Source organism: Alistipes sp. An66, from assembly GCF_002161445.1.
GTDB lineage: Bacteria > Bacteroidota > Bacteroidia > Bacteroidales > Rikenellaceae > Alistipes > Alistipes cottocaccae.
This window is the reverse complement of sequence record NZ_NFHT01000002.1, coordinates 156843-183608: the sequence shown is the minus strand read 5'-3', so window position 1 is coordinate 183608 and position 26766 is coordinate 156843. Positions and strand designations below refer to the sequence as shown.

Below are 26766 nucleotides of genomic sequence, written 5' to 3'. Positions count from 1 at the left end.
TCCGGCATTGCCCGGAAAACGATGCTCGAAAAAACTACAATCTGAATTTAAACCTTTTTACCCATGAAACATGAAGGACCCAATCTGTTCGGGCGCAACTCCCTTGTCCCGAAATTCCTCGTCTCGCTGGTCTTGTCGTTGAGTGTGGCTGTCGCCGTCGCACAGACCCGGACGATTTCAATTGATTTGCGGAATGTTTCGGTGAAGACCTTCCTCGCCGAAGTGGAGTCCCGCAGCAACTACACCTTTGCCTATAACAATGCCGAGATCGACCTCGCGGCGGTCGTGAGCATCAAGGCCGAATCCGAGGACATCGTGGCGATTGTCGACCGGGTGCTCGGCTCCCAGCATCTCAAAGCCCGGATCGAGGGCAACCGCGTGATCCTCGCACCCGCCGCGAACGCCGGGACCGCAGCCGCCCGTGCCGAAAAGTCGCAGAAGGGCGTGATCTCCGGCCGGGTGACCACCGTGGCCGGTGACCCCGTCATCGGCGCCAGCGTGATCGTCAAGGAGACCGGCAGCGGCAATGTCACGGGTCTCGACGGCGAATATTCGATCGCCGCAGAGCCCGGGCAGACCCTTTCGTTCGCCTTCCTCGGCTACAACACCCGCGAGGTGAAGGTCGGGACCCGGACGGTCATCGACATCACCCTCGAAGAGGACAACAAGCAGATCTCCGAAGTCGTGGTCGTCGGTTACACGCCCATGCGCAAGAGCGACTTCACGGGCTCGATCGCCAGCGTCAAGGCCAGCGAGCTCTCCGTGACGGCGCCCACCGTCGGGCAGTCGCTCGTCGGAAAGGTCGCCGGCGTCGAGGTGCATCAGACCAGCGGCGCCCCCGGCGACGGCGTGTCGATCCGCGTCCGCGGCGTCAACTCCCTCTCGGCCAGCAGCGATCCCCTCTATGTGATCGACGGATATCCCGCTTCGGAGGATGTCTACATCAACCCGAACGACATCGAGTCGATCGACATTCTGAAAGATGCCGCATCGGCCGCAATCTACGGTTCGCGCGGCGCCTCGGGCGTCGTCCTGATCACCACCAAGCGCGGCAAGGAGGGCGAGGCCGCCAAAGTCAGCTATGACTTCTCGTATGGAATCCAGCAACTCGATCATAAGGTGAAGCTGTTGAACGCCACGCAGTTCCGCGATCTGCTGATCGATGCCCGCAACAACTCCTACCGCCTGCGTGCCACGGCTGCCGGCGTGTCGTGGAGCCCTTATGACGACAACTCGGTGCGCGCTGCCAAAGGCTTCTCCCTGGCCGAGGTCGGAATCCCCGACATGTTCTACGACTTCACGACCCGGACGCCCGTCACCCCGCAGTACGATACCGACTGGCAGGACGAACTCTTCTCCAATGCCGGAATCATGCGCCACAACATCTCCGTCACGGGCGGTACCAAGGCCATCCGATACATGGCCAGCGTCGGCTACATGGATCAGGACGGTATCATCGCCCCGTCGAACCACAACCGCATCAATGCCCGGTTGAACCTCGACGCGCAGATCACGAAACGCTTCTCGGTGAGCCTGAGCTACTCGATGTACGATGCCAAGAACCGCGTCGTGCAGGCCGCGGGCCGTATGATCAACGACGGTGTGATCCAGAGCGCCCTGATGTACCTGCCGAACCTCCCCGTCTATGAGGAGAACGGCGACTACGCCCGCAGCGCCATGATCGCCATGAAGAACGACTGGGGCATCAACTTCCCCGAAAACCCGCTGGCCATCGCCCATGAACTCGACATTCAGGAGAAAATGTCGCGTCACAACCTCAATGCAAATCTGGTTTACGAGATCATCCCCGATCTGAAACTCTCGGCGCGCCTCGGACAGCAGTGGTACAACTACCGCTATTTCTACTACCGCCCGATGAGCCTCGGACGCGATGCCGCCGTGGCGTACAGCGACGCCCTGAAACCTTACAACATCGCCCGTACGACCTCGACCTACGACGTCGACCGCCTGGGTGAGTTCACGATCAGTTACAAGAAGGATTTCGGTCGTCATCATTTCGACGCCCTGGGCGGATATACGCTCCAAAAGAAGACCTACGACCGCCTGGGGGTCGAGGCGACGGGCTTCGCCGACGACCGCATCCATGAGGTCACGGCCCACGGCTCCGATCCCACGGATATCAAACTCTACGATACGCGCAAGGCCGCATGGTCGATGATGTCGTTCCTCACCCGTGTGAACTACGCCTTCGACGACCGGTACACGTTCACCGCGTCGTTCCGTGCCGACGGCTCCTCGCGCTTCGGCGTTGACAGCCGCTGGGGCTACTTCCCCTCGGTATCGGCCGGTTGGACGCTCTCGAACGAACCCTTCCTGAAAGACGCCCTCGACCGCATCGTCTCGATCCGTCTGCGCGCCAGCTGGGGAAAAAGCGGCAACAACGACATCGGAAACTACGCCAGCATCGCCGCCATCTCGACCGGCAGCTACGCCTTCGGCAACACGCCCGTGTCGACGACCTACGAGGGATCGTTCGCCGATGCCGCGCTCGGATGGGAGACCACCACGCAGACCAATATCGGTATCGACCTCGGATTCTTCAACGGCCGGTTGAACATCATCGGAAACTACTACAACTCGATCTCCTCGGATATTCTCTACGACTATCCCATCTCCGCGATCTCCGGCGCCACCTCCACCAAAACGAACCTCAGCGGCGCGAAGATCCGCAACCGCGGTTTCGACCTCCAGCTCGATGCCCGCCTGCTTACCGGAAAGGTCAACTGGAACGTCAGCACCAACATCTCGGTCAACCGCAACAAGGTGGTCAGCATGGGCGGCTTGGACGACATCATCTCCACGTCGGAGCGCTCCGTCGGGACGCACATCACCAAGGAGGGTTATCCGATCGGGTCGTTCTACGGCTACAAGGCCATCGGCATCATGTCGAAGGCCGACTACGCCAATGCGCTTCTCGACCGTGAGGTCTATCTCCAAAACGGCAACAAGTTCCCCGAAGGCTACGAGCTGAAAGGTCCCGCCGTGTCCTCCTATTCGCTCGACGCGCTCTCCTACGGAAACGCTATCTGGGAGGATGTCAACGGTGACGGACTGATCACCACCGACGACAAGACCATCATCGGCGACGCCTATCCCGACTTTACGGGCGGCTTCTCGACCAGCCTTTCGTGGAAGGGCATCGATTTCAGCGCCAGCTTCGCCTACTCCTATGGCGGCGAGGTCATCAACTTCCAGGACTACTACCTCTACAACATGGAGGGTTCGGGCAACCAGTATGCCATCGTCGCCGACCGTTACATCTCCGACGAGCAGCCCGGACGCAACAACGTCCCCATCGCTTCGCGCATCTCGACGCCCAACACGTCGCTCAAACTCTCGTCCTACTATGTCGAGGACGCCTCGTTCTTCCGCTGTGCGAACATCACCCTCGGCTATACGCTGCCCAAGCGCTGGATGAACAAGCTCCACATCGCCTCGTGCCGCGTCTATTTCAGCGGGGACAACCTCTTCACCATCACCCCCTACCGCGGCTACAACCCCGAGGTATCCTACAAGAGCAGCAACCTGATGCCCGGTTTCGACTGGGGATGCTATCCGCTCTCGCGCATCTATTCGGTTGGACTGAACCTTACCTTCTAAACTCGGATGAATATGAAAATCAAACAGATATTTGCAGCTTTGACCGTTTCGGCGGCGCTGATGTCGTGCAACTTCCTCGACGAATACGACCCCAATGCCACCACGGCCGGAAACTTCTATACGTCGGAAGCCGACATCGTGACGTCGCTCAACGGGGTCTATCAGTCGCTGACGCAGGATTACTACTATCAGTACAACTACTATTTCACCGACGTGCGGGCGCATGTCACCGTGGTGACCGACAGCGGCGCCAGCAGCGGCATTCCCTACCAGTTCTACAACTATACGCTCACCGAGGAGAACCAGTACGTCTACAACCGTTACACGCAGCTCTTCAAGAGCATCTCGCGGGCCAATACGCTGTTGGCGCACCTCGACGACGTGAGCTATGCCAACCCCGATTCCCGGAACACCTACGAGGCCGAGGTGCGTTTCATCCGTGCGCTGACCTACTTCCATCTGGTGACCGAGTGGGGCGATGTGCCGCTGGTCCTCAAACGCCTGGAAACCAAAGACGAGGTTGAGGCCAACAACTATCGGCGTCCCAAGAAGGAGGTTTACAAGGCGATTTTCGACGATCTGGATTTCGTCCTCGGGAGTCCGCTGGCCGATTTCCAGCCGGCCTCCGAGTGCGGGCGCGCCAGCAAGGCTGCCGCCATCGCCCTCTACGGCAAGGTGGCTCTGCAATGCGCCTGCGACGAGGATTTCGCCGCCGACAAGAGCGCCTATCTGACGACGGCCGTCGAGAAACTGACCCAGGTGTGGGAGATGCGCCCCTTCGGTGAACTGGCCGACATTCCCTACAACCAACTGTGGGATCTCTCCACGCAGAAATCCTGCCCCGAGAGCATCTTCCAGATCAACTACGTGCAGGGAAATGCCGACCTGGGGTCGATCTGGAACTTCCAGTTCGGGCCCAGCACGACGGGGGTCACCTCCTACAAGATCGGCCAGATGCACAACATGACCACCCGGGAAGTCTACGATTCGTTCGACCCGAGCGACGTGCGCCGCGACTATCTGCGGGAGACGACCGTGGCGGGCGTGACCTATTACCACACGATGAAGTATGCCGATCTGGAATGCGGCGCCAACGGTTACGGCGGCAACAACTGGATCGTGCTGCGTTATGCCGACGTGGCGCTGATGCTGGCCGAGGCCTACTACTGGCAGGGCACGGAAGCGACGGCGAAAACCTACCTGAACATGGTCCGCAAGCGCGCCGGGCTGGCCGACTGGTCGGGCAGCGACCTGCGGCAGGGAATCTACGACGAGCGTCTCTTCGAGTTCATGCAGGAGGGCCTGCGCTGGCAGGACGTGCGCCGCATGTATTCGAACCAGGAGCTGATCGAACACTATAACGCGCTGAATTCCAACTTCTCGGTCAAGGACCTGCTCCTGCCGATCCCCTACAACGAACGGATTCTCAATCCGGACGGACTCTATCAGAACCCGGGTTACAATGTCGATTGATCTGCGAAACATGGAACGTTTGAAACGAATATTTACGGTTTTCGGTCTGGCCGGGGTGCTGCTCCTTGCCGCCTGCTCGAAGCAGGCGGGGGACGCCCCGGGGCCGGAAACGGGTTCGGAGGCGGCGATCCGCTGGGAGCCCGCCTCCCCGACGGTGGATCAATTCGTGAGCTTCTCGCTCGACGGTGACGTCTCGTCGCTCCGCAGCGTGCTGTGGATGTTCGGCGACGGCAAAACCGCCTCGGCACAGCCCGCGGAAACCGTGGAGCATGCCTACGCTGCGGCCGGAGAGTATGTCGTCAAGGCGGTCCTCACGCCGCTCTCCGGGGCGATGCGCGAGTTGTCGCGCACGATCGCCGTGAACGACACGCAGGCCGGCATGGTCGTCAGCAACGACTTCCCCGCCCGGATGGAGGAGGTCCGTTTCTCGCTCAACCGTCTCTCCGACGTGACGGGCGTGACCTGGGACTTCGGCGACGGAAGCGAACCCGAAACCACCTCTTCCGCGACGCAGCAGCTGACGCACAGCTTTGCCGGGGAGGGTTCCTATACGGTGCGGGCCGATGTCGCCTTTGCCGGCGGCGAGACCCGGACGTTGCAACGCACGGTTGAGGTGGAGGGGCTCTCGTTGAGCTGGGCCTGCCGGAATTTCGACCGCTCGAAGATGTGGATCATGGCCCACCGCGGCAATACGAAGAACGGTTACGAACTGCCCCCGAACTCGATGGCGGCCTTCCGCCGCTGCGTCGAGCTGGGATGCGTGGAGTTCATCGAAACCGACGTGCAGATCACCCGTGACGGGGTTGTCATCTGCCTGCACGACAACTATCTGAGCCGCTTCACCGACTACAACGACTACTATTCGGGGAAGGGCATGGTTGCCGACTTCACGTTCGAGGAGCTGGGCCGGTTCCGGCTGAAAACCTCCGACGGGAAGGTCTCCGAGGAGAAGATCCCCACGTTGGAGGAGGTCCTCACGGAATTCCGCGGGAAGGTGTGGTTCAACCTCGACAAGTGCATGGAGAGCGATGTCAACATCGAGAAGGTCTACGACGTGGTCAAGCGCTGCGGATGTCTCGACCGCGTGCAGTTCTACATCTCCGACAACACCGACCGCGCCGACTGGCTCTCCCGGCAGGAGATTCCCGGAATCCTCGCGCCGCACGCCAACAAGGAGTCGGTGCTGACCCAGATGACGGCCTACGAACCGGTCTACATGGTGCAGACCTCCACGGGGTATGTCACCTCCTCCTGGATCGCCGCCATCAACGCCAAGGCCCTCTCGGTCTCGAACCTGCTCGATGACAACGGGCAGAACTTCTACAACGGCAATACGGCGCTGATGGACACCTTCGTTGCAGCGGGCGTGCGTATGATCCAGTGCGACTATCCCGCCGAAATGGACGAATACCTCCGCGGCAAAGGAAAACGCTAAAACCTTAAAACGACAAAACGAACATCATGAAACGATTCATTTCCCTATTGAGCGTCGTGTCGCTCCTCGCGCTGGGTGCCTGTACGGACGGCAACGACGACATGAACAACGTATATGATTCGGTCATCACCCCCGATTTCACCATCTCCGACGGCGAGATCGTGGCCGGAACCACGGCGGTGACCTTCACCAATGCTACCGTCGTCGAAGGGACGACCGTTACGGACTATTTCTGGCACTTCGGATTCTCGGGCGAGGGCAACTGGTCGGAAGAGGCGCAGCCCGATCCGGTGGTCTACAAGCAGGCCGGCGAGTACACGGTGACCCTCACGGCCTGGGGCGCTGACGGCAACCGTGCCACCATCAAGAAGGTTGTGACCGTGCTGGCCGACAACGTGCTGCCGACGGCCGACTTCTCCTATGCTCCGATGATGGTCAACGTCGGCGACGAGGTGACCTTCACCGACAAGTCGTCCGATTCCGACGGCGAGATCGTCTCGCGCAAGTGGACCTTCCCCGACGGCTCGACCTCCACGGACGCAAGCCCCTCCTATACCTTTACCGCCCAGGGCATGTCCCGCGTGACGCTCACCGTCACCGACAACCGCGGCGGCGAGAGCAGCGTCACCAAGTCGGTCAACGTCCGTGAGGGCGACGTCTCGGAGTTCACCGTGCTGTGGAGCAAGGAGGTTGCGTCGGCCGATGCGCTCTGTGTGGCCAATGTCGTCACGGTGAGCGACCTGGGATATATCTATGCCGTGACGGGCGACGGCAAGTTCGTGGCGCTGGATGCTGCCGGTGAGGTGGCCTGGGAGTACGATGCCGCCGCGCAGGACAAGGTACTCCTGACCGATGAGATTGCCTATGCGTCGGTGGATGCCGATGGTACGGTTTATTGGGTGGCTCATGCCTATGGCAGCGATGCCGTGCCGACCGTCTATGCCTTCGAGGGAGCTACGGGTAAGGTCCTGTGGAAGAACCAGACCGCTTATGCCTCCGGTGCCCGGATCGCCTATTCGACACCGTGTATCACGCCGAGTATGGTGGTGGTCGGCAGCCGTGGAACGAACGGAGCCATCCGTGGCTTCGACAAGGCCTCGGGACGCAACACCGCACAGGCCACGCCTGCAAACGGTGGCGGCACCTCCGGTACGATCATCCTTAAAAACGGGGTGGTGATCTTCACCAATACGGCCGAGTACGGATATGGCATCATGGTCCCCGACAATCAGTTCGTCTGGGCGCCGGTTCCGACCTCCAATACCTTTGCTCCGAACAAGACGCTCTCGGCCGGTCGCTGCCAGCCCTGCGTCGATGCCAACAGCTGCGTCTATCTGCCCGGCAAAATCAAGGAGGGCAGCGGCGGTACGTGGAATCTTGCCGCCTTCGACTGCGCGAACCTGACCTCCTCCTCGTCAAAGACGCCCAAGTGGAGCGTTGCTCTCGACGGCGGTTTCGAGCAGACCGGAGCTACGGTGAGCGCCGACGGCCAGACCCTCTACATCGTGGCCGATGCCGTGACGCCGTCGGTGGTCTACGCCCTCAACACGTCGAACGGTGCTACCCGCTGGTCCTGGACGCTCGACGCGGAGTGCCACAGCGTCCCGGCCGTCGACAACCTCGGACAGGTGCATGTCGTCACCGCGAACGGAACCTATGTCGTCCTCTCGCCGGAGGGTGAGGAGGTGTACAGCCAGAAACTCGCCGACAGCTTCGAGGGTTCGGTTTCGATCGCCGAGTGGGGCTACGCCTACGTGCTGGGCAAGGATACCGCCGCCGGAAAACTCAAAGTCTACGCCGTGGCTCTGCCGGGCGTGACCTCCGCCGCGGATTCCTCCTGGTCGCAGTACGGCGGCAATGCCCGACACATCAACTACCAGAAGTAACAACCGAAAAATACCGACACTGAAATGAAACGATATCTGTTTTTCCCCTTGTGCGTGGCCGCCGCTCTGCTGGCGGGCTGCGCCGAGGATTTCCCGACCCGACTGAACCATCAATATTACGAGGACGATACGCCCCCGGCCAAACCCGACATCACGGAGCAGACCGTCAGCCTCGGAACCTACAACCTCTGGATCTCGAACAAGGGTACGGGCGATTACGTCTGGACGAACCGCCGCGATGTGCTGGCACAGTCGATCGTCAACAACGGCTGGGACATCTTCGGGTTCCAGGAGGCCAACACCACGATCCAGTCCGAACTCCCGACGCTCGTCGCCGACAAGGGCGGTAACTACGAGTGGTGGTTTGTCGGGCGCGATTCGCAGGACGGAAAGAGCGGCGAGGCACTCGGTATCGCCTACAATCCGGAGCGCTTCGCATTGAGCGAGCAGCATTTCTACTGGCTCTCCGCGACCCCCGACGAGATGAGCTACGGATGGGATGAGGTGGGGTATCACCGCATCGCCTGCTGCGCCGTCGTGACCGACAAACTCTACGGCAAGCAGTTCTTCCTGACGGTGACCCACCTGCCGCTGGCCGACATGGCCCGCTCGGAGGCTGCCAAACTGATCATCGAGCGCGAGCAGATGTACAATACGAAGGGCATGCCCTCGGTGCTGGTCGGCGACATGAACGCCACGCCCGACGACGCTGCGTCGAGCACGTTCCGCTCCTATTGGGAGGATGCCCGCAAGGCTGTGGACGCACGCTTCATCAGCGGTCCCCTCGGGACCTTCAACGGGCACAAGATCACAGCCGACCTCTCGGTGGAGACCGCCCGCATCGACTACATCTATACGCGCGGGTCGCTCGCTTTGAAGTCCTACAAGGTCGACAATTCGGTCTTCGGGAACATCTATCCTTCGGATCACTGCCCGGTGACGATTCAGGTCGATTTCGACTTCGACGCCCCGGAGGCCCCCGCGATCGAGGGTGCCGGAACCGAGGACGATCCCTGGCAGATCAACTCTTCGGCCGACTGGAATGCCGTCGCCGAGTCGATCAACGGCGCCGGGGCCGATGCCCGCTATCTTTCGACCCATTATTATGTCCTGACGGCCGACATCGACTTCAAGAATCAGGCTGCCGTGCCCATCTCGTTCAACGCCGAAAGCCTGATCTATTTCCAGGGCCTGTTCGACGGCCGCGGCCATGCGCTCCGCAACGTGAAGACCACCGCTTCGGGATCCTCCTACGGACTCTTCGGCGGCAATGACGGTACGATCCGCGATCTGGTTGTGGAGAACCTCTCGCTCTCGACCGCCTACAAGACCGCCGGCGGAGTCGTCGGCACGAACCGCGGCGTGATCGACGGCGTGACCTTCCAGGGCTCGATCGTCGGTACGGGCGCAGCCGCCGTGCTGGGCGGTATCACGGGTCAGAATCAGGGCGTGGTGATCAACTGCGGCAACCGCGGCGGGGCGATCGAGGCCGGAGAGGCTACCAAGAGCGAGAACCTCGGCGGTATCGTCGGACAGGTCTCCAAAGGATCCGATGAAGTGGGCAACTACATCATCAACTGTTACAGCTGGATCGAGCGCATTGTTTCGAGTAACAACAACATCGGCGGCATCGTCGGTATCGTCAGCGACGACAGCTTCGTCATCAACTGCTACGCGACGCTCGGCGAGGTTACGCAGAACGACTCCTACGCTTCGTCGGTGGGCTACAACAAGAAGGGCAACGTCTGGAACGTCTACGGCAACGCGGCCTGCCCGTCGGGTAAGGCAAACACAAACTGGATCGTCGGCAACGACTCCAAAAAGGCCGGTTCGGTCTGGGCCGAGAGCGTCGGGGCGCTGTTGAGCCTTGACGGAATGAAGACGGGCGCCGTGACGGTACCCTCGTCCCAGGAGGAGTGCGCGTCGTTCGTCGAGGCGCTGAATGCCGGGGCCGGCCTCTACGAGGCCCTGACAGCCGAAACGCTCCCGACCAAACCCGAAACGGCCGTCCGCCGCTGGGTGGCCTCGGATAGCTGTCCGGTCCTGGAATAAACCGTGGCTTCGGCGGGAAGCCGCTCCGCAAGGCGTGCTTCCCGCCGGCTTTTTAATCCTTTTTTCGAAAAATGAACCGTATTTTGTTTCTGATTGCGGCGGCGCTCTGCTCGTGTGCCGCGCAACCCGATCCGGCACCGCTCCGCACGACCGACCGGATCCTGGCCGAACTCCATAACCCGATGTCGAAGAACGTGTTGGTCGTCTCGCACCGCGGCGACTGGCGGAACTGGCCCGAAAACTCGATCGACGCCATCGAATCGGTGATCGACATGGGAGTCGATATCATGGAGCTCGACCTCAAACTGACGCGCGACAGCGTGCTGGTGCTCTGCCACGACAAGACGATCGACCGCACGACCAACGGCCACGGGCGGGTGTGCGACATCACCTACGATTCGATCTGCCGCTGCGTGCTGCGGACCGGCCACGGCGTGAAGACCGCGCTGCGCATGCCCACGCTCCGCGAGGCGCTCGAAGTCTGCAAGGACCGCATCGTGGTCAACATCGACCAGGGCTACGAATACTACGATCTGGCGTTGGCCGTCACCGAGGAGCTCGGCATGACCGATCAGGTCCTCATCAAGGGCAAGCGCCCGGCGGAGGTCGTGGCCGCAAAGTTCGCCGAATATCCGCACAACATGATGTACATGCCGATCATCGACATCCTCAAACCCCAGGGACGCGAGCTCTTCGAGTCGTACCGCGCCCAAGAGGTGCAGCCGCTGGCCTATGAGATCTGCTGGGACACGATGACCCCCGACGTGGAGGCGTGCATGCGGCAGGTCGTCGACGGAGGCTCGAAGCTCTGGGTCAACTCGCTCTGGCCGTCGCTCTGCGGAGGTCTGGACGATGACCGGGCCTTCCGCGGCGAAACGGAGGCCGTCTACGGGCGCCTGCTCGACCTGGGGGTGACGATCATCCAGACTGACCGGCCGGAGTTTCTGATCCGCTATCTCGAATCCCGGGGACGCCGCCCGTAACAGCTCCGGAACGATGAGATGGCTTTTGCTGATCGGCGCATGGCTCGCGGCGGTGGCGGGCGCAGGGGCCGTGCACGGGCAGACGCTCCGGGCCGGGACCTACAACATCCGCCAGCTGAACGCCGAGGATGATGCCCGCGGTGACGGCTGGACGGTCCGGTGCCCCGTGATTGCCCAACTCGTGCGGTTCCACGACTTCGAGATCTTCGGCGCCCAGGAGGTGTTCCACAGTCAGTTGGAGGACCTCGCGGCGGCGCTGCCCGGATACGGCTGGACGGGTGTGGGGCGTGACGACGGCGCCGAAGCGGGCGAATACTGCGTCGTCTTCTACAAACGCGACCGCTTCGAACTGCTCGACGAGGGCCATTTCTGGCTCGCCGAGGACCCTGCGCGGCCGGTCCGGGGGTGGGATGCCAAGTATCTCCGGATCTGTTGCTGGGGACGTTTCCTCGACCGGCAGACGCAGCGTTGTTTCTGGTTCTTCACCCTGCACACGGATCACAAGGGGGCGCAGGCGCAGGTCGAAAGCTGCCGGCTGGTGCTGGCGAAGATCCGCGAAATGTGCGGCTCGGAGCCGGTGATCCTGACCGGGGACTTCAATGTCGGGGAGACGAGCGAAAGCTACGCCGTTCTGCACGACTCGGGAATCCTCGCGGATGCCTTCGAGCGGGCCGGGATCCGTTACGCCATGACCGGCACGGAGAACTGGTTCGATCCCGATATCCGGACCTTCCGCCGGATCGACCACCTCTTCGTGAGCCCGGGATTCCGCGTCCTGCGCTACGGCATCCTGACCGACACCTACCGCTCGGAAGAGCCCTCCGACGGCGAACCCCGCTATCGGGCCCGTACGCCGTCGGACCATTTTCCGGTATTGGTTCAACTTGAATTTTTGAAATAGTCATGTCTCTTCTGTCCTTTTTTCGCAAAAGCGAACCGGCGGTCCCGTTCGGAGGCGACGACGCGGCCCGCATGAAACTCTATCGCAGGCTCCGTTTCCAGAGCTTTCTGGCCGGAACCGTCGGGTACAGTCTCTATTACGTCTGTCGGACGAGTCTCAATGTGGTGAAGAAGCCCATCCTCGAAAGCGGGGCGCTCGACGCCTCGCAACTCGGTCTGATCGGCTCGGCCCTGCTCTTCGCCTATGCCATCGGGAAGTTCGTCAACGGATTCCTCGCCGACCACAGCAACATCAAGCGCTTCATGGCCGCGGGGCTCTGCGTCTCGACGGTGGCGAACCTGCTGGTCGGGGTGCTGGGTTTTGCCAACGGCGGCGGGTTCGTGGGTAACATGACCCTCTTCGCGGCCTTTGCCGTGATGTGGGGACTCAACGGCTGGGCACAGTCGATGGGCGCCCCTCCGGCCATCATCGCCCTCTCGCGCTGGTTCCCGTTGAGCATCCGCGGCACCTATTACGGGTTTTTCAGCGCCAGCCACAACCTCGGCGAATTCCTCTCGTTCCTCTTCGTGGGCGCCGTCGTGGGAATCTTCGGCTGGCAGTGGGGATTCGTCGGCTCCTCGGTGGCCGGGGCCGTCGGCGTGGTGATCATCCTCTTCCTGCTGCACGACACCCCCGAATCGAAGGGCCTGCCCCCGATCGAAGTGCTGACCGGCGAGGAGTCCGAGGAGCAGAGCCGCAAACACGGCTCCACCTCCGAACTCCAACGCTCCGTGATCCGGAATCCGTTCGTGTGGATCCTGGCCCTGTCGAGCGCCTTCATGTACGTGAGCCGCTATGCGATCAATGGCTGGGGCGTGTTGTTCCTGCAAGAGGCCAAGGGCTACTCGCTGGCCACGGCCACGCAGGTCATCTCGGTGAACGCCCTGCTGGGGATCATCGGGACGGTCTTTTCGGGCTGGCTCTCGGACCGCCTCTTCCACGGACGGCGCAATGTACTGGCCTTCGGGTTCGGCGTGCTGAACACCCTGGCCCTGACGCTCTTCCTCTACTCGGGCAACGGCATGTTCGTCAACCTGCTCGCGATGGTGCTGTTCGGTATGGCCATCGGCGTGCTGATCTGCTTCCTCGGGGGGTTGATGGCCATCGACATCGTGCCGCGCGAAGCCACGGGCGCCGCACTCGGCATCGTCGGTATGGCCAGCTACGTCGGGGCCGGATTGCAGGACATCGTCAGCGGATGGCTCATCGATTCGGGCAAGACGCTCGTCGACGGGGTCGTCCGGTACGATTTCGGCACCGCGGCCCTCTTCTGGATCGCCGCCTCGGCCCTCTCGTTCATCCTCGCCCTTTTCGTTGCCCGGGGCTCCCGGCGCTGAATCGCACGGTAACCCTGCGGACGGGCTGCGGAAGGATCTCCGCAGCCCGTTCTGTTGCAGATGAGAAGCACCCCCGCGGCTTTGTAATTCCGACAAATTTGGCTACCTTTGCACCTCCGGGACCCCGGGTCCCGAATCCGCATCCCCGCAGCCGGAGCGGGCTGTCCGCTCCGCCGCTCCCGGATCCGGACATACAGCACCGGAAGGGCCGATGCCGTTAACAATCGGTATGTCATGAACTACAAACTTTCGCAGATCGCCGCCATCGTCGGCGGTCGCTTCTCGGGCGAGGAGTGCGACGTGCGGTCGGTCGTCACCGACAGCCGCTCGCTCTCCTGTGAATTGGGCTGTAACCCGATTTTCGTCGCCATGTGCGGCGCCAACCACGACTCGCACGATTTCATCCCGCAGATGTATGCCCGCGGCGTGCGGGCCTTCCTCGTCGAACGTCCCGTCGAGGCGATGCCCGGGTGCGGCTATCTCCTCGTCAGGAACGCCATCGCCGCCTTGCAGAGTCTGGCGGCCTACCACCGCGCCCGTTTCAAGGGTACGGTCGTCGGAATCACCGGCTCGAACGGAAAGACCGTCATCAAGGAGTGGATCGCCGAGGAGCTGCCCGCCGGCATGAAGTGCTACCGCTCGCCCAAGAGCTACAACTCGCAACTGGGCGTGCCGTTGTCGGTGCTGATGATCGAGGGCGACGAGCAGCTGGCCCTGATCGAGGCCGGGATCTCGAAACCCGGCGAGATGGAGCGCCTCGAACGCATCATCCGTCCCGATGCGGTGATCTTCACCTCGATCGGCGACGCCCATCAGGAGAATTTCCTCAATCTCGAACAGAAGTGTCTCGAAAAGATGGTCCTGGCCCACCGTGCCCGGGTGATCATCTACCACAGCTACTACGAGCCGCTGGGGCGTTTGATCGCCTCGCGTTTCGCCGGACGGAAACTCTTCGATGCGGCCGCGGCCCCGCAGCTCCCCGAGGCGGTGATCGGCAACGAGGCGTCGCGCCGCAACGCCCAGATCGTCGAGGCCTTCTGCACGGCGATGGGCTATCCGGCCCCGTCGTTCTCGGCGGCCCCGGAGGTCGCCATGCGGCTCGAAGTCAAGGAGGGGATCAACGACTCGGTGCTCATCAACGACGCCTACAACCTCGATCTCAATTCGCTGGCCCTGGCGCTCGACTACCTCCACAGCGTGGCCCTGACGCGCCGGCGCACGCTCGTGCTGTCGGATATCGCCCAGAGCGGCCTTTCGGACGACGAACTCTACGGCCGGGTTGCCGGCATGGTCTCGCGTGCCGGGATCGATACCCTGATCGGCATCGGCCCCAAATTGAAACGCTACGGCGCGCTCTTCGACTGCGACAAGGCCTTCTACGCCTCGACCGACGAGTGCATCGCCCGCATCGGGCGCCGCGCCGTGGCCGGACGCGCCGTGCTGTTGAAGGGCGCCCGCGACTACCGTTTCGAGAAGCTGGCCCACGCCCTTGCGCACAAGAGCCACACCACGGTGTTGGAGGTCGATCTCGACGCCATGATCCACAACCTCAATTATTTCCGCTCGAAACTGGACTTCCGCACGAAGCTCGTGGCCATGGTCAAGGCCGGGTCGTACGGCGCCGGGGATTTCGAGGTGGCGCAGATGCTCCAACATCAGGGGGTCGACTATCTGGCCGTGGCCTTCGCCGACGAGGGCGTCCTGCTGCGCGAACGCGGCATCACGATGCCGATCGTGGTGCTGAACGCCGATGCCGACAGCTTCGACCTGATGATCGCCAACCGCCTCGAACCCGAAATTTACAGCTTTCGGTCGCTCGACGACTTCGTGCAGGCCGTGAACCACGCCGGCGAAACCCGCTATCCGATCCACATCAAGCTCGATACCGGCATGCACCGGCTCGGCTTCATGGAGGGGGAGATCGACCGGCTGTGCGAGACGCTGCAAGGCCTTTCGGCCGTGAAGGTCGCCTCGGTCTTCTCGCACCTGAACTGCGCCGACATGCCCGAGGAGGATGCCTACACGCGGGCGCAGATCGACCGCTACGACCGCATGAGCACACGGCTCGTCGAGGCGTTGCCCTACGCCGTCATCCGCCATACGGCCAACTCGGCGGCCATCGAGCGCTTCCCCGAGGCGCAGTTCGACATGTGCCGCCTCGGGCTGGGGCTCTACGGCTTCGGGTGGCAGCACAATCCGGCGCTGCGGCCCGTCTCGGCGTTGAAAACCCGCATCGTGCAGATCAAGCACCTCGAAGCCGGGGATGCCGTCGGTTACGGACGCGCCGGCCGGCTGACCCGCCCGACCGTCACGGCTACGGTTCCGATCGGCTATGCCGACGGGCTGGACCGCCACCTCGGGTGCGGACGCTGGTCGATGCTCGTCGCCGGACAGCCGGCCCCGATCGTCGGGAGGGTCTGCATGGACAGCTGCATGATCGACATCACGGACATCCCGGGCGTTGCGGAGGGCGACGAGGCCGTCGTCTTCTCGGCCGTCGCGGGCAACGACCTCGAAACGATGGCCGGGGTGCTGGGAACGATCCCCTACGAGATCATGACCTCGGTCTCGGGCCGCGTCAAACGCATCTACCTCAAAGAGTAACGCACGATGGACCACGGAACCCTCTACCTGATTCCCTGCCCGATTTCGGACGAAACGGCGCCCTGGGACGTACTGCCCGCCGCCAACCGCGCGGTGATGGACGCGCTGGACTACTTCATCGTCGAGAACACCCGCACGGCACGGCGGTTTCTCTCGAAGGCGGGCGTCGCACGGCCGATCGAAGAGCTGGAATTCCGCGAACTGAACGAACATACGGTCGCCGGACGCGAGGTCGAAGAGCTGGTGGCGCCGCTGCTGGCGGGACGTTCGGCCGGGGTGATCTCCGAAGCCGGCGTGCCGGGCGTCGCCGATCCGGGGGCGCTGGTCGTCGAGGCCTGCCACCGGCGGGGCATCCGCGTGGTGCCCCTCGTGGGCCCCTCGTCGATCATCCTTGCCATGATGGCATCGGGACTCAACGGGCAGTCGTTCGCCTTCAACGGCTACCTGCCCGTCAAGCCGCCCGAACGGCTCCGGGCCATCCGCTTTTTCGAGCGCCGGGCCCGCAGCGAGGGGCAGTCGCAGCTCTTCATCGAGGCTCCGTACCGCAACGGGAAACTTCTCGAACAACTCGTCCGGACGCTGGCGCCCGAGACGCGGCTGACGGTCGCCGCGGACCTTACGGCTCCGGCGGAACGGATCGAAACCCGCACGGTGGGGGAGTGGCGTCGGATGGCGCTGCCCGAACTGAACAAGCGTCCGGCTATTTTCATCATCGGGTAGCGTTGGTATGCAATTTGTGCGAAAGGTCTTTCGGAAACTGAAAAAAATACCAGATATGAAAAAGAAAAAGGTTTATAATGAGGCTGTTAATGGCGACGAAGGGTTCGCTCCGGGCAATGTCGATCCCGCCTGCGAAGGGGCGTCCTGTGCCAATGTGGCAGACGATGCCGCGGAGGAGCCTGCCAAAATGGCAGAGGCGGAGGAGGCTCCCGCCGACGGGCTCCGCACGGCGGAGGAGTCCGAGGCCACGGCCCGTGCCGTGGAGGAGGCCGTTGCCGCGTGGAAGGACAAGTTCCTGCGCTTGCAGGCCGAGTTCGACAACTACCGCAAACGGACCCTCAAAGAGAAGATGGACCTCGTGCAGACCGGCGGCCGCGACGTGCTGCTGGCCATGCTGCCCGTGCGCGACGACGTGCAGCGGGCCGTCGGGGCCATGGAGAAGAGCGACGACGTGGAGGCCCTGCGCGCCGGCGTGCAGCTCATCTCGCAGAAATTCACCGAGGCCCTCCGCCAGAAGGGCGTGACCGAAATCGATGTCCGCGGCAAGGCTTTCGACGCCGACCTCTGCGAGGCCGTGGCGAAATTTGCCGCCGGCGAGGATAAGAAAGGCACGGTCATTGATGTCGTTCAGACCGGATACATGCTGGGCGATAAGGTGCTGCGCTTTGCAAAAGTTGTCGTAGGAGAGTAAGGCCATGGCAGAGAAGAGGGATTATTACGAAGTGCTCGGCGTCCAGCGAAACGCTAACGCAGACGAAATAAAGAAGGCCTACCGCAAGGCGGCCATCAAGTATCACCCGGACAAGAACCCCGGGGACAAGGAGGCCGAAGAGAAGTTCAAGGAGGCCGCAGAGGCTTATGACGTGCTGTCGAACCCCGACAAGCGCGCCCGTTACGACCAGTTCGGACACGCCGGAATGAGCGGCGCGGCGGGCGGTGCCGGCGGATTCGGCGGATTCGGCGGCGGAGGATTCTCCATGGAGGACATCTTCTCGCAGTTCGGAGACATCTTCGGCGGGCATTTCGGCGGAGGTTTCCGCTCGTCGGGAGGAGGTGCGCGGCACGTGAACCGCGGCTCGGATATCCGGGTGCGGGTCCGGCTCACCTTGCAGGAGATCGCAAACGGCGTCACGAAGAAGCTCAAAATCAACAAGACTGTGGCGTGCGACAAGTGCGGCGGCACGGGAGCCCGGGATGCCAACGCCTACGCGACCTGCTCGACCTGCAACGGCACGGGATACGTCACGCGCGTGGAGAACACCTTCTTCGGGAGGATGCAGACCCAGGGCGTCTGCCCGACGTGCGGCGGCACGGGCAAGGTCATTACGGCGCCGTGCGACAAGTGCAAGGGCGAAGGGACGCTGCGCGGACAGGAGGTCGTCGAGATCCAGATCCCGGCCGGCGTCGGCGAGGGAATGGTCCTCACGGTCACCGGAAAGGGTAATGCGGCCCGTCAGGGCGGTGTGAACGGCGACTTGCAGGTCGTCATCGAGGAGGAGACCGATCCGGAACTCGTCCGCGACGGCAACGACCTGATCCACAACCTGAACATCACCGTGACGACGGCCCTGCTGGGCGGCACGGTCGAGGTTCCGACCGTCGACGGCCGCGCCAAGATCAAGATCGCCCCCGGAACCCATGCCGGCAAGGTGCTGCGTCTGGGCGGCAAGGGCCTGCCCGACGTCAACGGATACGGTCGCGGCGACGAGTTGATCGTGGTCGACATCACGATCCCCTCGAAGCTCTCCGCCGAGGAGAAACGCCTCGTCGAGCAGCTGGCCGCACAGCCGGGATTCCAGAAGGCCGAGTCGACCCGGAACCAGAACATCTTCGAACGCATGAAGAGCTTCTTCCGATAGGGCTTCGGAACCACGTTCGTTCTTTGATTCGTTGCGCGGAACCCCGGCCGAAAGGCCCCGCAGCGTCATGCATACCCCAAACCTCTCCTCCGGGAGGGGCTTGTCGTAAGCGTTCGTCCCGGTTCCGGACAATAAATCGGACAGATATTCGTATCTTTATCAACACTAAAAACGACGACCATGTTAGGCTTTACCCCGTTCAAGAAACACGCGAACAAGTTCAACTACATTCCGCGTTACTACGACCCGGAGAAGGAGGCCCGCGAACAGCGCCGGGCGGAACTGCGCGGTGAACGCGCCGAGGATGCCGACCGCGAGTACCGTCCCGGACAGTACATCCGCACGCAGCGCGAGGCTCGGGCGGCCCGGCGTGCCGGAACGGAGGAGCAGGGACGGGTCCGGGTGTTGAAGATCGCTGCGGCAGCCGTGCTGATGCTGCTGTTCATCTACCTGCTCTACCCGAAGCTGGCCGATATGGTGCTGCAACTCCGGCAGCCCGCACGTCCGGTGCCGGCGGCGCAGGCCGAAGGCGAGTTCAACCCCTATGCGCCGATCGTCGTCGTCCCGAACGATTACCAGGAGGAACCAGAAAACTAAATGGCAGACAAGATCAGACTGTTGCCCGAAGTCGTCGCCAACCAGATTGCGGCCGGTGAGGTCGTCAATCGCCCGGCTTCGGTCGTGAAGGAGATGATGGAAAATGCGCTCGATGCGGGCGCCCGTTCGGTGAAGGTCAACTTCCGCGACGGCGGCAAGGATCTCATCCAGATCGTCGACGACGGCTGCGGCATGTCGCCCATCGACGCACGCATGGCCTTCGACCGCCACGCCACGAGCAAGATCGGGGCCGTGGAGGATATCTATGCGCTGCATACGTTCGGTTTCCGCGGCGAGGCTCTGGCATCGATCGCCGCCGTGGCGCAGGTCGAGCTCCGCACGCGCCAGGAGGGCGACGACGTGGGCACGCAGACCGAAATCAACGGCGGCCAGTTCGTCGGGCAGACCCCGGTGATGTGTCCCGCGGGGTCGCAGTTCTTCGTGCGCAACCTCTTCTACAACGTCCCGGCCCGCCGCCGATTCCTCGACAAGAGCACCACCTCGGCGGCGCAGATCCGCGCGGAGTTCCAGCGCATCGCGCTCTGCTATCCGCAGGTGGCCTTCGAACTCTACGCCAACGACGCTCCGGTCTACAATCTGCCGCCGGCATCGCTCGCCGGACGGATCGTCGACGTGGTCGGACGCCACATCAAGCAGAACCTGTTGGAGGTGGAGGCCGATACGTCGATCGCCCGCCTCGACGGATTCATCGGACGCCCGGCCGCAGCAAAAAAACGCAATACGGAGCAGTACCTCTTCGTCAACGGGCGCTTCTTCAAGAGCAGCTACCTCACGAGCGCCATCCTGAAAGCCTACGAGAAGTTGATCCCGGAGAGCTGCCAGCCGTCGTATTTCCTCTACCTGACGGTCGACCCGGCGCGGATCGACGTGAACGTCCATCCGCAGAAGACCGAGGTGCGTTTCGCCGACGAGGAGGCCGTCTGGCAGATCGTCCATGCCGCCGTGCGGGAGACGCTGGCCAAGACCGGCGCGGTGCCGATGATGGATTTCGACCGCGAGGGGGCCATGGAGATTCCCGTCTTGCAGAAGGGGGCCGTGTACAGCGAACCCGCGGCGATGTCGAACAACGACTACAATCCCTTCCGCGAAGAGTATATCGATCCGACGGCGCCGGATCCGAATGTCGATTTTACGGGCTTCGACGTCCCCTACACCGATCCGGGAGCCGCGGCCCATGCCGCTCCGCGGAGCGTGCGGACGCCGTCGTTCCCGCGCGGAGGCGCGCTGGCCGCTTCGGAATCGGACGAATTCGAGGATTTCGCATCCGGCGGCGGCTTCGGGATTCCCGGTGACGGAGCGGAGTTCGGGGAGAGTTCGCTCGACTTCATCCCTTCGTCGGCGGAGCTCGAACAGCGGACGCTCGACCTGGCGCACCGGGCCGAATTCTCCGATGCGCTGCCCCTGCCGGGGGGTTATGTCGCGGCGCTGCTGGGCGGGCGTTTCGTCGTCGTCGACGTGCGGAGGGCCCGCGAACGCATCCTCTACGAGGATTATCTCCGCATGCTGGGGCACGGTTCGGCCGTCAGCCAGCAGCTGCTCTTCCCCGAACGGCTGGTCCTCTCGGGCGACGAGTATGCCCTGTTGGAGGAGCATGCCGTGGAGTTTGCCTCCCTGGGCTTCGACATCGAGCTCTGCGGCGGCGGTGCCGTGGAGGTCAAGGGTACGCCCGCCGACATGCCCGCCGATACGGTGGACCAGTTGCTGTTCGACCTCTTGCAGGCCTTCGCCACGCCGGTGTCGCTGGCCGACGTGCGGCGCGAGAAGATCGCCTCCGTGATGGCCCTCTCCGGTGCGAAGGGCGTCGTGCGCAACCTCTCCCGCGAGGAGGCCGCCGCGCTGCTCGAACGCCTCGCCGAAACCGGAAACATCAGTTTCTCGCCATCCGGCAAGACCATCCTCGCCGAATTTACCGCCGAAGATTTGCGGGCAAAGTTGGGATAATCCGGCTGAAAAAGTTACTTTTGTGAAAATTTGATGCTGCATGAACCGCTATTTCCAGACCCCTCCGGTCGTCAAAAATCTGATAATCATCAATCTGCTCGTCTACATGGCGATGGCGCTGATCCCCGAGGCCCGTCTGTTCCTCGATCGGTTCGGCGCCTTGCAGGTCGGGCCCCGCATGTTGGGATATGACTTCCATGCCTACCAGTTCATCACCTACATGTTCCTGCATGCCAATTTCGAGCATATCTTCTTCAACATGTTCGCCCTGTGGATGTTCGGCCGGACGTTGGAGTACGACCTCGGCTCGCGGCGCTTCCTGATCTACTACATGGTCTGCGGCATCGGTGCGGCGCTGATCCAGGCGGGCATCGCCACGGCCATGGGTCAGCCGATGGCGCTGGTCGGAGCTTCGGGTGCCGTGATGGGGCTCCTGCTGGCCTTCGGCGTGATGTACCCCAATGCCGTGATCATGCTCCTGATCCCGCCCATCCCGATGAAGGCCAAGTGGTTCGTCATCATCTACGCCGTCATCGAACTCTTCCTCGGCTGGCGGGGTGTGGGCAACGTCGCCCACTTCGCCCACGTCGGCGGCATGCTGTGGGGCTATCTGCTGCTCCTGTGGTGGAGGCGGCGCGGACAGATCCGATATTAAACCGTCATGGATTCCGAATATTACAGCGATTACCGGGAGCGCAGCGGCGGAAAGCGCCGCCGCAGCTGGCTCCTGTGGCTCCTCGACGCCCTGCTTACGGTCGTCTCGCTGGCTTTCGTCGTCGCGATCCTCCTGACCTACCTCGTTCCCTATGTCAACCCCTCCCGCGTGTGGTTCTTCCCCGTGCTGGGACTGGCCGCCCCGATCACCTATGTGGTCGGCGTCGTGCTGATGCTCTACTGGATCATCCGCTGGCGTTTGTTGCGAGCTTCGATAATGCTGGTCGTCGTGGCGGTCGGATTCTTCAAGGTCTCGCTCTTCTGGCGCCCCGAAATCCGCCGCTCCTACGAGGAGGAGACCTCCGGCCGCGGGACAATCAAGGTGATGACCTACAACGTCCGCTGTTTCTACGGCGAAAACGGCCGCAGCAGCGTCGGCGATGTCCTGCGCCTGATCGAGGAGCAGGACCCCGACATCATCTGCCTGCAAGAGTTCAACGCCCGTCTGGCGGCCCGCTCGGAGGAGTTCTCGCTCCTGGATGAAAAGTACGAAAGTTCCGGATTCGGACGTACGGCGGCCCCCGATTCGGTTTATGAGGCTCCGCTGGCGATATTGAGCAAGTTCCGCATCCTCCGCTCCGGGACGATCCTCACGCCCTCGTCGGCCGTGTGGGTGGACCTGCTGGTCGACAACGACACGGTGCGGGTCTTCAACAACCACCTGCGCTCCACGGCGATCAACGCCTCCGACAGCGAGTACATCACCGACCACCGCTTCCTCTCGGATACGGCCCGCGAGGTCAAGATCCGCAGCATCGTCGGACGGCTGCGCGAGAACAGCGTGCTGCGCGCCGCCCAGGTCGACAGCATCGCCCGCGTGGTGGAGGCCACGCATACGCGCCGGATCGTCTGCGGCGACTTCAACGACACGCCGATCTCCTACGTCTACCGGACGATGGCCCGCGGTCTGCGCGATGCGTTCAGCGTCTGCGGGTCGGGCTATTCGCACACCTTCCGCGGCTTCTTCAACACGCTGCGCATCGACTATGTGCTGTGCGACGGTTTCGATCCGAGGTCCTATGCGACCCTCCCGGTCGAGTATTCGGACCACTATCCCGTGGTCGTGGATCTGAAAAAAGAGTAGATACGGAATTCATTGCCAACTCAAAACCCATAAACGCTATGATTTTAGACTCTCTGAAAAACAGCAGCCTCTATGCAGGCCTGAATCCCCGTCTGGAAAAGGCTTTCGAACTGATTGCGCAGACCGACTGGATGACTGTGGAGCCCGGCATCCACGAACTCGACGGAAAGGACATCTATGTCAACGTCATGGAGCGGGAGCTCAAAGAGAAGAAGGATGCCAAGCTCGAAGTGCACGACGAGTACATCGACATCCAGGTGCTCGTCAGCGGAACGTGCGAGAGCTTCGGATGGAGCGAGCGCAGGGATCTGCGCATGCCCCAGTCGGAGTTCAATGTCGAGAAGGACATCCAGCTCTTCGACGACGAACCCCAGACCTATTACACGCTCCGTCCGGGCCAGTTCACGATCCTCTTCCCGGAGGACGGACACGCTCCGATGGTCGGCCAGGGTACGGTGCGTAAGATCATCGTCAAGGTGCGCCGATAGCGGAATCGCGCCGCTTTACGGAAAAAGCCGGGGAGAAATCCCCGGCTTTTTCCGTTTTTGTCATTGATGGCAGGACCGCTGCGGTCCTGCGAAGGGGGCGATGCCGCCGCCGATGGGTGTGATGGCGGTTTTTCTCTTCCGCCCGATTCCCCGTTATGCCTTGTCGCGGAGTCCTTCTGCGGCGCTTCGTGCCAGCGTGCGGCAGGCGTCGTGCATCTTCCCGGAGAATCCCTGCTTCATCTCCACGGGCTCGCAGAGCGTCTCCCACTTCATCTTCTGGGCAAACTCTCCCAGCAGCCGCACCGATGCCCCGGCCCACGTGAAGGAGCCGAACCATCCGAAACGGCGTTGCGGAATGCAGCGTGCGGCCAGCTTGTCGAGAAGCTCGGCTACGGGCGGGAAGAGCCCCGCATTGTAGGTCGGACCTCCGACCAGCAGCGTGTCGAAGCGGAATACGTCGCGCAGCACCACCGACGGATCGGCATAGGAGAGGTTGTAGACGCGGATGTCGCGCACACCCTCGGCTGCGATCTCGCGGGCGAGGCGTTCGGCCAGCTGTTCGGTATTCCCGTACATCGAGGCATAGGCGATGACCACGCCCGGCTCGCCCTCGTAGCGGCTCATGCGGTCGTAGAGGTCGATGACCCGGCCGAGCTGCTGCTGCCAGACGGGACCGTGGGTCGGGCAGGCCGTCCGCACGGGCAGCGCGGCGAGTTTTTGGAGCGCCTTCTGCACCGGCGCGCCGTATTTCCCGACGATGCAGGCATAGTAGCGGCGCATCTCGTCCCAATAGCGTTCGGGGTCGATCTCCGAGTCGGTGATCCCGCCGTCGAGGGCGCCGAAGCATCCCAGGGCATCGCCCGTGAAGAGCGTCTGCTCCCCGGCGCACCACGTGACCATCGTCTCGGGCCAGTGGACCATCGGGATGAGGTGGAACGTGAGGTGCTTGCCGCCCAGATCGAGCGTGTCGCCCTCCCTGACCTCGAGCGTCGGGCCCGCGATGCCGTAGAATCCCTCGACCATTTGCAGGGCCTTGGCGTTGCTGACGATTTGCAGGTCGGGGTAGAGCCGCCGCAGGGCCGTGATCGACGACGAATGGTCGGGTTCCATGTGGTTGATGACCAGATAGTCGAGCTTGCGGTCGCCGATCACCTCGCGGATATTGGCTTCGAGCCGGCTGCCGAATGCCTCCTCGACGGTGTCGATGAGTGCGGTTTTCTCGCCTGTGACCAGGTAGGCGTTGTAAGATACTCCCTGGGGGAGCGACCAGAGCCCTTCGAAGCGGGTTGTGGTCCGGTCGTTGACGCCGACATAGTGGATGCCGGGTGCTATTTCCGTGATTGCCATGGTTTCGTTCGGTTTGTTTTGCCGCAAATTTACGAAAAAATCCCGGAATATGACGACCCCGGAATCCGATCCGGAAAGATTCCCTGAAACGGGAAAATCTGTCGATCCGGATACTTTTGTGCTGAAAAGACTTTTCGCCTCTTCGGATTTCCGTGCGTCTGCTTTCAATCTGAAACCTTGACCGGTGTTTCCGCCTTTTTCGTGCCATCGGTCTGCGTTCCGTATTCCGGATCCTTTGCCGTCTGTTGCCGATCCGATGCCGTCAGGAATTAAAATCTTATATTCCCGTCGTCTTTTTATCTTATAAATCAAATTAAATATGGCATCTGTAAAGGTAAAATTCCGCGCTTCGACTGTCGCGGGCAAAGAGGGATCCCTCTATTTCCAGATCATCCTCAACCGGAAGGTCTTCCGGATCAGGACCGACTACAAAATCCATGCATCGGAGTGGGACGAGCGTCTCGCATTCCGCGGTTCCGGATCCGATCGTACCTGTTATCTCGACGCTCTGCGGCGGAATCTTCTGGCGGACCTGGCGCGGCTCGAACGCAATGTCGCCGCACAGGAACGTTCCGGAGGGGAGTTCTCGTTCGAGCAGGTGTTTCAACGCGGGGAGGCTCCGAAGGTCCAAAAATCGTTTTTCCGCTTCATGCAGGAGCAGATCGCACGGCTCGAAGCGCTGAACCGCATCCGCACCAGCGAGACCTATGCCACGGCGTTGCACAGCTTCTCGCGGTTCCGCAAATTCCGCGATATCCGGCTGGACGCCATTGACTCCGAACTCATGAGCGCCTATGAGGCCGAGCTCAAAATGACGGGTGTGAGCAAAAATACCTCGTCGTTCTACATGCGCATCCTGCGGGCGGTCTACAACCGGGCCGTGGAACAGCGGCTGACCCCGCAGCGGCACCCCTTCAAACACGTGTATACGGGTATCGACAAGACCGTGAAGCGGGCCGTCTCCGCGGAGACCGTCCGCAAGATCCGGAGTCTGGATCTCTCCGCCTCGCCGAAGCAGGACTATGCCCGGGACATGTTCCTGTTGAGCTTCTATACGCGCGGGATGTCGTTCGTGGATATGGTTTACCTGCGCAAGAACGACCTGAAAGGCGGAATCCTGACCTATCGGCGGAAGAAGACCGGACAGCAGCTCTCGATCCGATGGGAGAACTGCATGCAGGAGATCGTCGACAAGTATCCCGACCGGCATCCGGACTATCTGCTGCCGATTCTGCGCAGCGACGCCGGCAGCGAGCGCAGCCAGTACAAGAATGTCGGGCACCTGATCAACCGGAATCTCAAAAAGATCGGGCAGCGGCTGCAACTCCCCGTACCGCTGACGCTCTACGTGGCGCGCCATACGTGGGCGAGCGTGGCGCGGAGCCAGCATATCCCGCTTTCGGTGATCAGCGAAGGCATGGGGCACGATTCCGAGACGACGACACAGATCTATCTGGCGTCGCTGGATACGGCCGAGGTGGACCGTGCCAACCGAATGGTTATCGATTTGATTGCAAGCAGGTTCGGCGAGTGACGGTTTGTATCTCTTTTCAAGAGACGATTCCGACAAGGCAAATATAAGTAAAAAAACGGTATTCGCAATGATCTGTTTACATATTTGAAGCATTTCATCCTGTTTGGTCATACTTTTTCAGACAAAAATG

General features: G+C 62.1%; 20 protein-coding genes. 19 read left to right on the top strand and 1 reads right to left on the bottom strand.

Features of this window, described 5'->3' with window-relative positions; genetic code table 11:
* The first annotated feature begins 63 nt into the window (after positions 1-63).
* The 17 genes from B5G16_RS02555 to B5G16_RS02475 all read left to right on the top strand — a co-directional run bounded on the left by B5G16_RS02555 (position 64) and on the right by B5G16_RS02475 (position 23755).
* A complete protein-coding gene (locus B5G16_RS02555; protein WP_204227984.1) occupies positions 64-3621 on the top strand; it encodes a SusC/RagA family TonB-linked outer membrane protein in 3558 nt (1185 codons plus the stop codon).
* A 12-nt stretch (positions 3622-3633) separates the two neighbouring features.
* A complete protein-coding gene (locus B5G16_RS02550) occupies positions 3634-5094 on the top strand; it encodes a RagB/SusD family nutrient uptake outer membrane protein (RefSeq protein ID WP_087260945.1) in 1461 nt (486 codons plus the stop codon).
* 10 nt (positions 5095-5104) lie between these two features.
* Positions 5105-6529 (top strand): glycerophosphodiester phosphodiesterase family protein, encoded by a 1425-nt coding sequence (locus tag B5G16_RS02545; RefSeq protein WP_087260773.1) that lies wholly within the window; start codon positions 5105-5107, stop codon positions 6527-6529.
* A 26-nt stretch (positions 6530-6555) separates the two neighbouring features.
* A complete protein-coding gene (locus tag B5G16_RS02540; RefSeq protein ID WP_087260771.1) occupies positions 6556-8415 on the top strand; it encodes a PKD domain-containing protein in 1860 nt (619 codons plus the stop codon).
* 24 nt (positions 8416-8439) lie between these two features.
* On the top strand, positions 8440-10467 hold the full coding sequence (locus B5G16_RS02535) for an endonuclease/exonuclease/phosphatase family protein (RefSeq protein WP_087260769.1): 2028 nt from the start codon (positions 8440-8442) through the stop codon (positions 10465-10467).
* Positions 10468-10538: 71 nt separating this feature from the next.
* The gene (locus B5G16_RS02530; protein WP_087260768.1) at positions 10539-11450 is read left to right on the top strand and encodes a glycerophosphodiester phosphodiesterase family protein; all 912 of its coding nucleotides are present in this window, start codon (positions 10539-10541) and stop codon (positions 11448-11450) included.
* Positions 11451-11463: 13 nt separating this feature from the next.
* Entirely contained in the window at positions 11464-12351 is an 888-nt protein-coding gene (locus B5G16_RS02525; protein ID WP_087260766.1) for an endonuclease/exonuclease/phosphatase family protein, read from the top strand.
* A 2-nt stretch (positions 12352-12353) separates the two neighbouring features.
* The gene (locus B5G16_RS02520; protein WP_087260764.1) at positions 12354-13727 is read left to right on the top strand and encodes an MFS transporter; all 1374 of its coding nucleotides are present in this window, start codon (positions 12354-12356) and stop codon (positions 13725-13727) included.
* 234 nt (positions 13728-13961) lie between these two features.
* A complete protein-coding gene (gene alr, locus B5G16_RS02515; protein ID WP_087260762.1) occupies positions 13962-16331 on the top strand; it encodes an alanine racemase in 2370 nt (789 codons plus the stop codon).
* Positions 16332-16337: 6 nt separating this feature from the next.
* Entirely contained in the window at positions 16338-17051 is a 714-nt protein-coding gene (locus B5G16_RS02510; RefSeq protein WP_087260760.1) for an SAM-dependent methyltransferase, read from the top strand.
* A 55-nt stretch (positions 17052-17106) separates the two neighbouring features.
* Positions 17107-17742, top strand: a complete 636-nt coding sequence (locus B5G16_RS02505; RefSeq protein WP_087260758.1) for a nucleotide exchange factor GrpE — start codon at positions 17107-17109, stop codon at positions 17740-17742.
* A 4-nt stretch (positions 17743-17746) separates the two neighbouring features.
* Positions 17747-18910: a molecular chaperone DnaJ gene (gene dnaJ, locus B5G16_RS02500; protein WP_087260756.1), complete on the top strand. Its 1164-nt coding sequence runs from the start codon at positions 17747-17749 to the stop codon at positions 18908-18910.
* 180 nt (positions 18911-19090) lie between these two features.
* Positions 19091-19507, top strand: a complete 417-nt coding sequence (locus tag B5G16_RS02495) for a hypothetical protein (protein WP_087260754.1) — start codon at positions 19091-19093, stop codon at positions 19505-19507.
* Entirely contained in the window at positions 19508-21469 is a 1962-nt protein-coding gene (mutL, locus tag B5G16_RS02490) for a DNA mismatch repair endonuclease MutL (RefSeq protein WP_087260752.1), read from the top strand.
* 40 nt (positions 21470-21509) lie between these two features.
* Complete coding sequence (locus B5G16_RS02485; protein WP_087260750.1) at positions 21510-22124, top strand: rhomboid family intramembrane serine protease; 615 nt, start codon at positions 21510-21512, stop codon at positions 22122-22124.
* A 6-nt stretch (positions 22125-22130) separates the two neighbouring features.
* Positions 22131-23267, top strand: a complete 1137-nt coding sequence (locus B5G16_RS02480; RefSeq protein ID WP_087260748.1) for an endonuclease/exonuclease/phosphatase family protein — start codon at positions 22131-22133, stop codon at positions 23265-23267.
* Positions 23268-23305: 38 nt separating this feature from the next.
* Positions 23306-23755: a YhcH/YjgK/YiaL family protein gene (locus B5G16_RS02475; RefSeq protein ID WP_087260744.1), complete on the top strand. Its 450-nt coding sequence runs from the start codon at positions 23306-23308 to the stop codon at positions 23753-23755.
* A 153-nt stretch (positions 23756-23908) separates the two neighbouring features.
* Here B5G16_RS02475 and B5G16_RS02470 read toward each other — a convergent pair whose 3' ends face one another.
* Positions 23909-25102, bottom strand: coding sequence for an FprA family A-type flavoprotein (locus B5G16_RS02470; RefSeq protein ID WP_087260742.1), 1194 nt, complete (start codon positions 25100-25102; stop codon positions 23909-23911).
* Positions 25103-25151: 49 nt separating this feature from the next.
* Between B5G16_RS02470 and B5G16_RS12940 the strand changes: the two genes are divergently transcribed.
* Positions 25152-25283 (top strand): hypothetical protein, encoded by a 132-nt coding sequence (locus tag B5G16_RS12940; RefSeq protein WP_262481314.1) that lies wholly within the window; start codon positions 25152-25154, stop codon positions 25281-25283.
* 138 nt (positions 25284-25421) lie between these two features.
* Positions 25422-26636, top strand: coding sequence for a site-specific integrase (locus B5G16_RS02465; protein ID WP_087260739.1), 1215 nt, complete (start codon positions 25422-25424; stop codon positions 26634-26636).
* Positions 26637-26766: the final 130 nt, after the last annotated feature.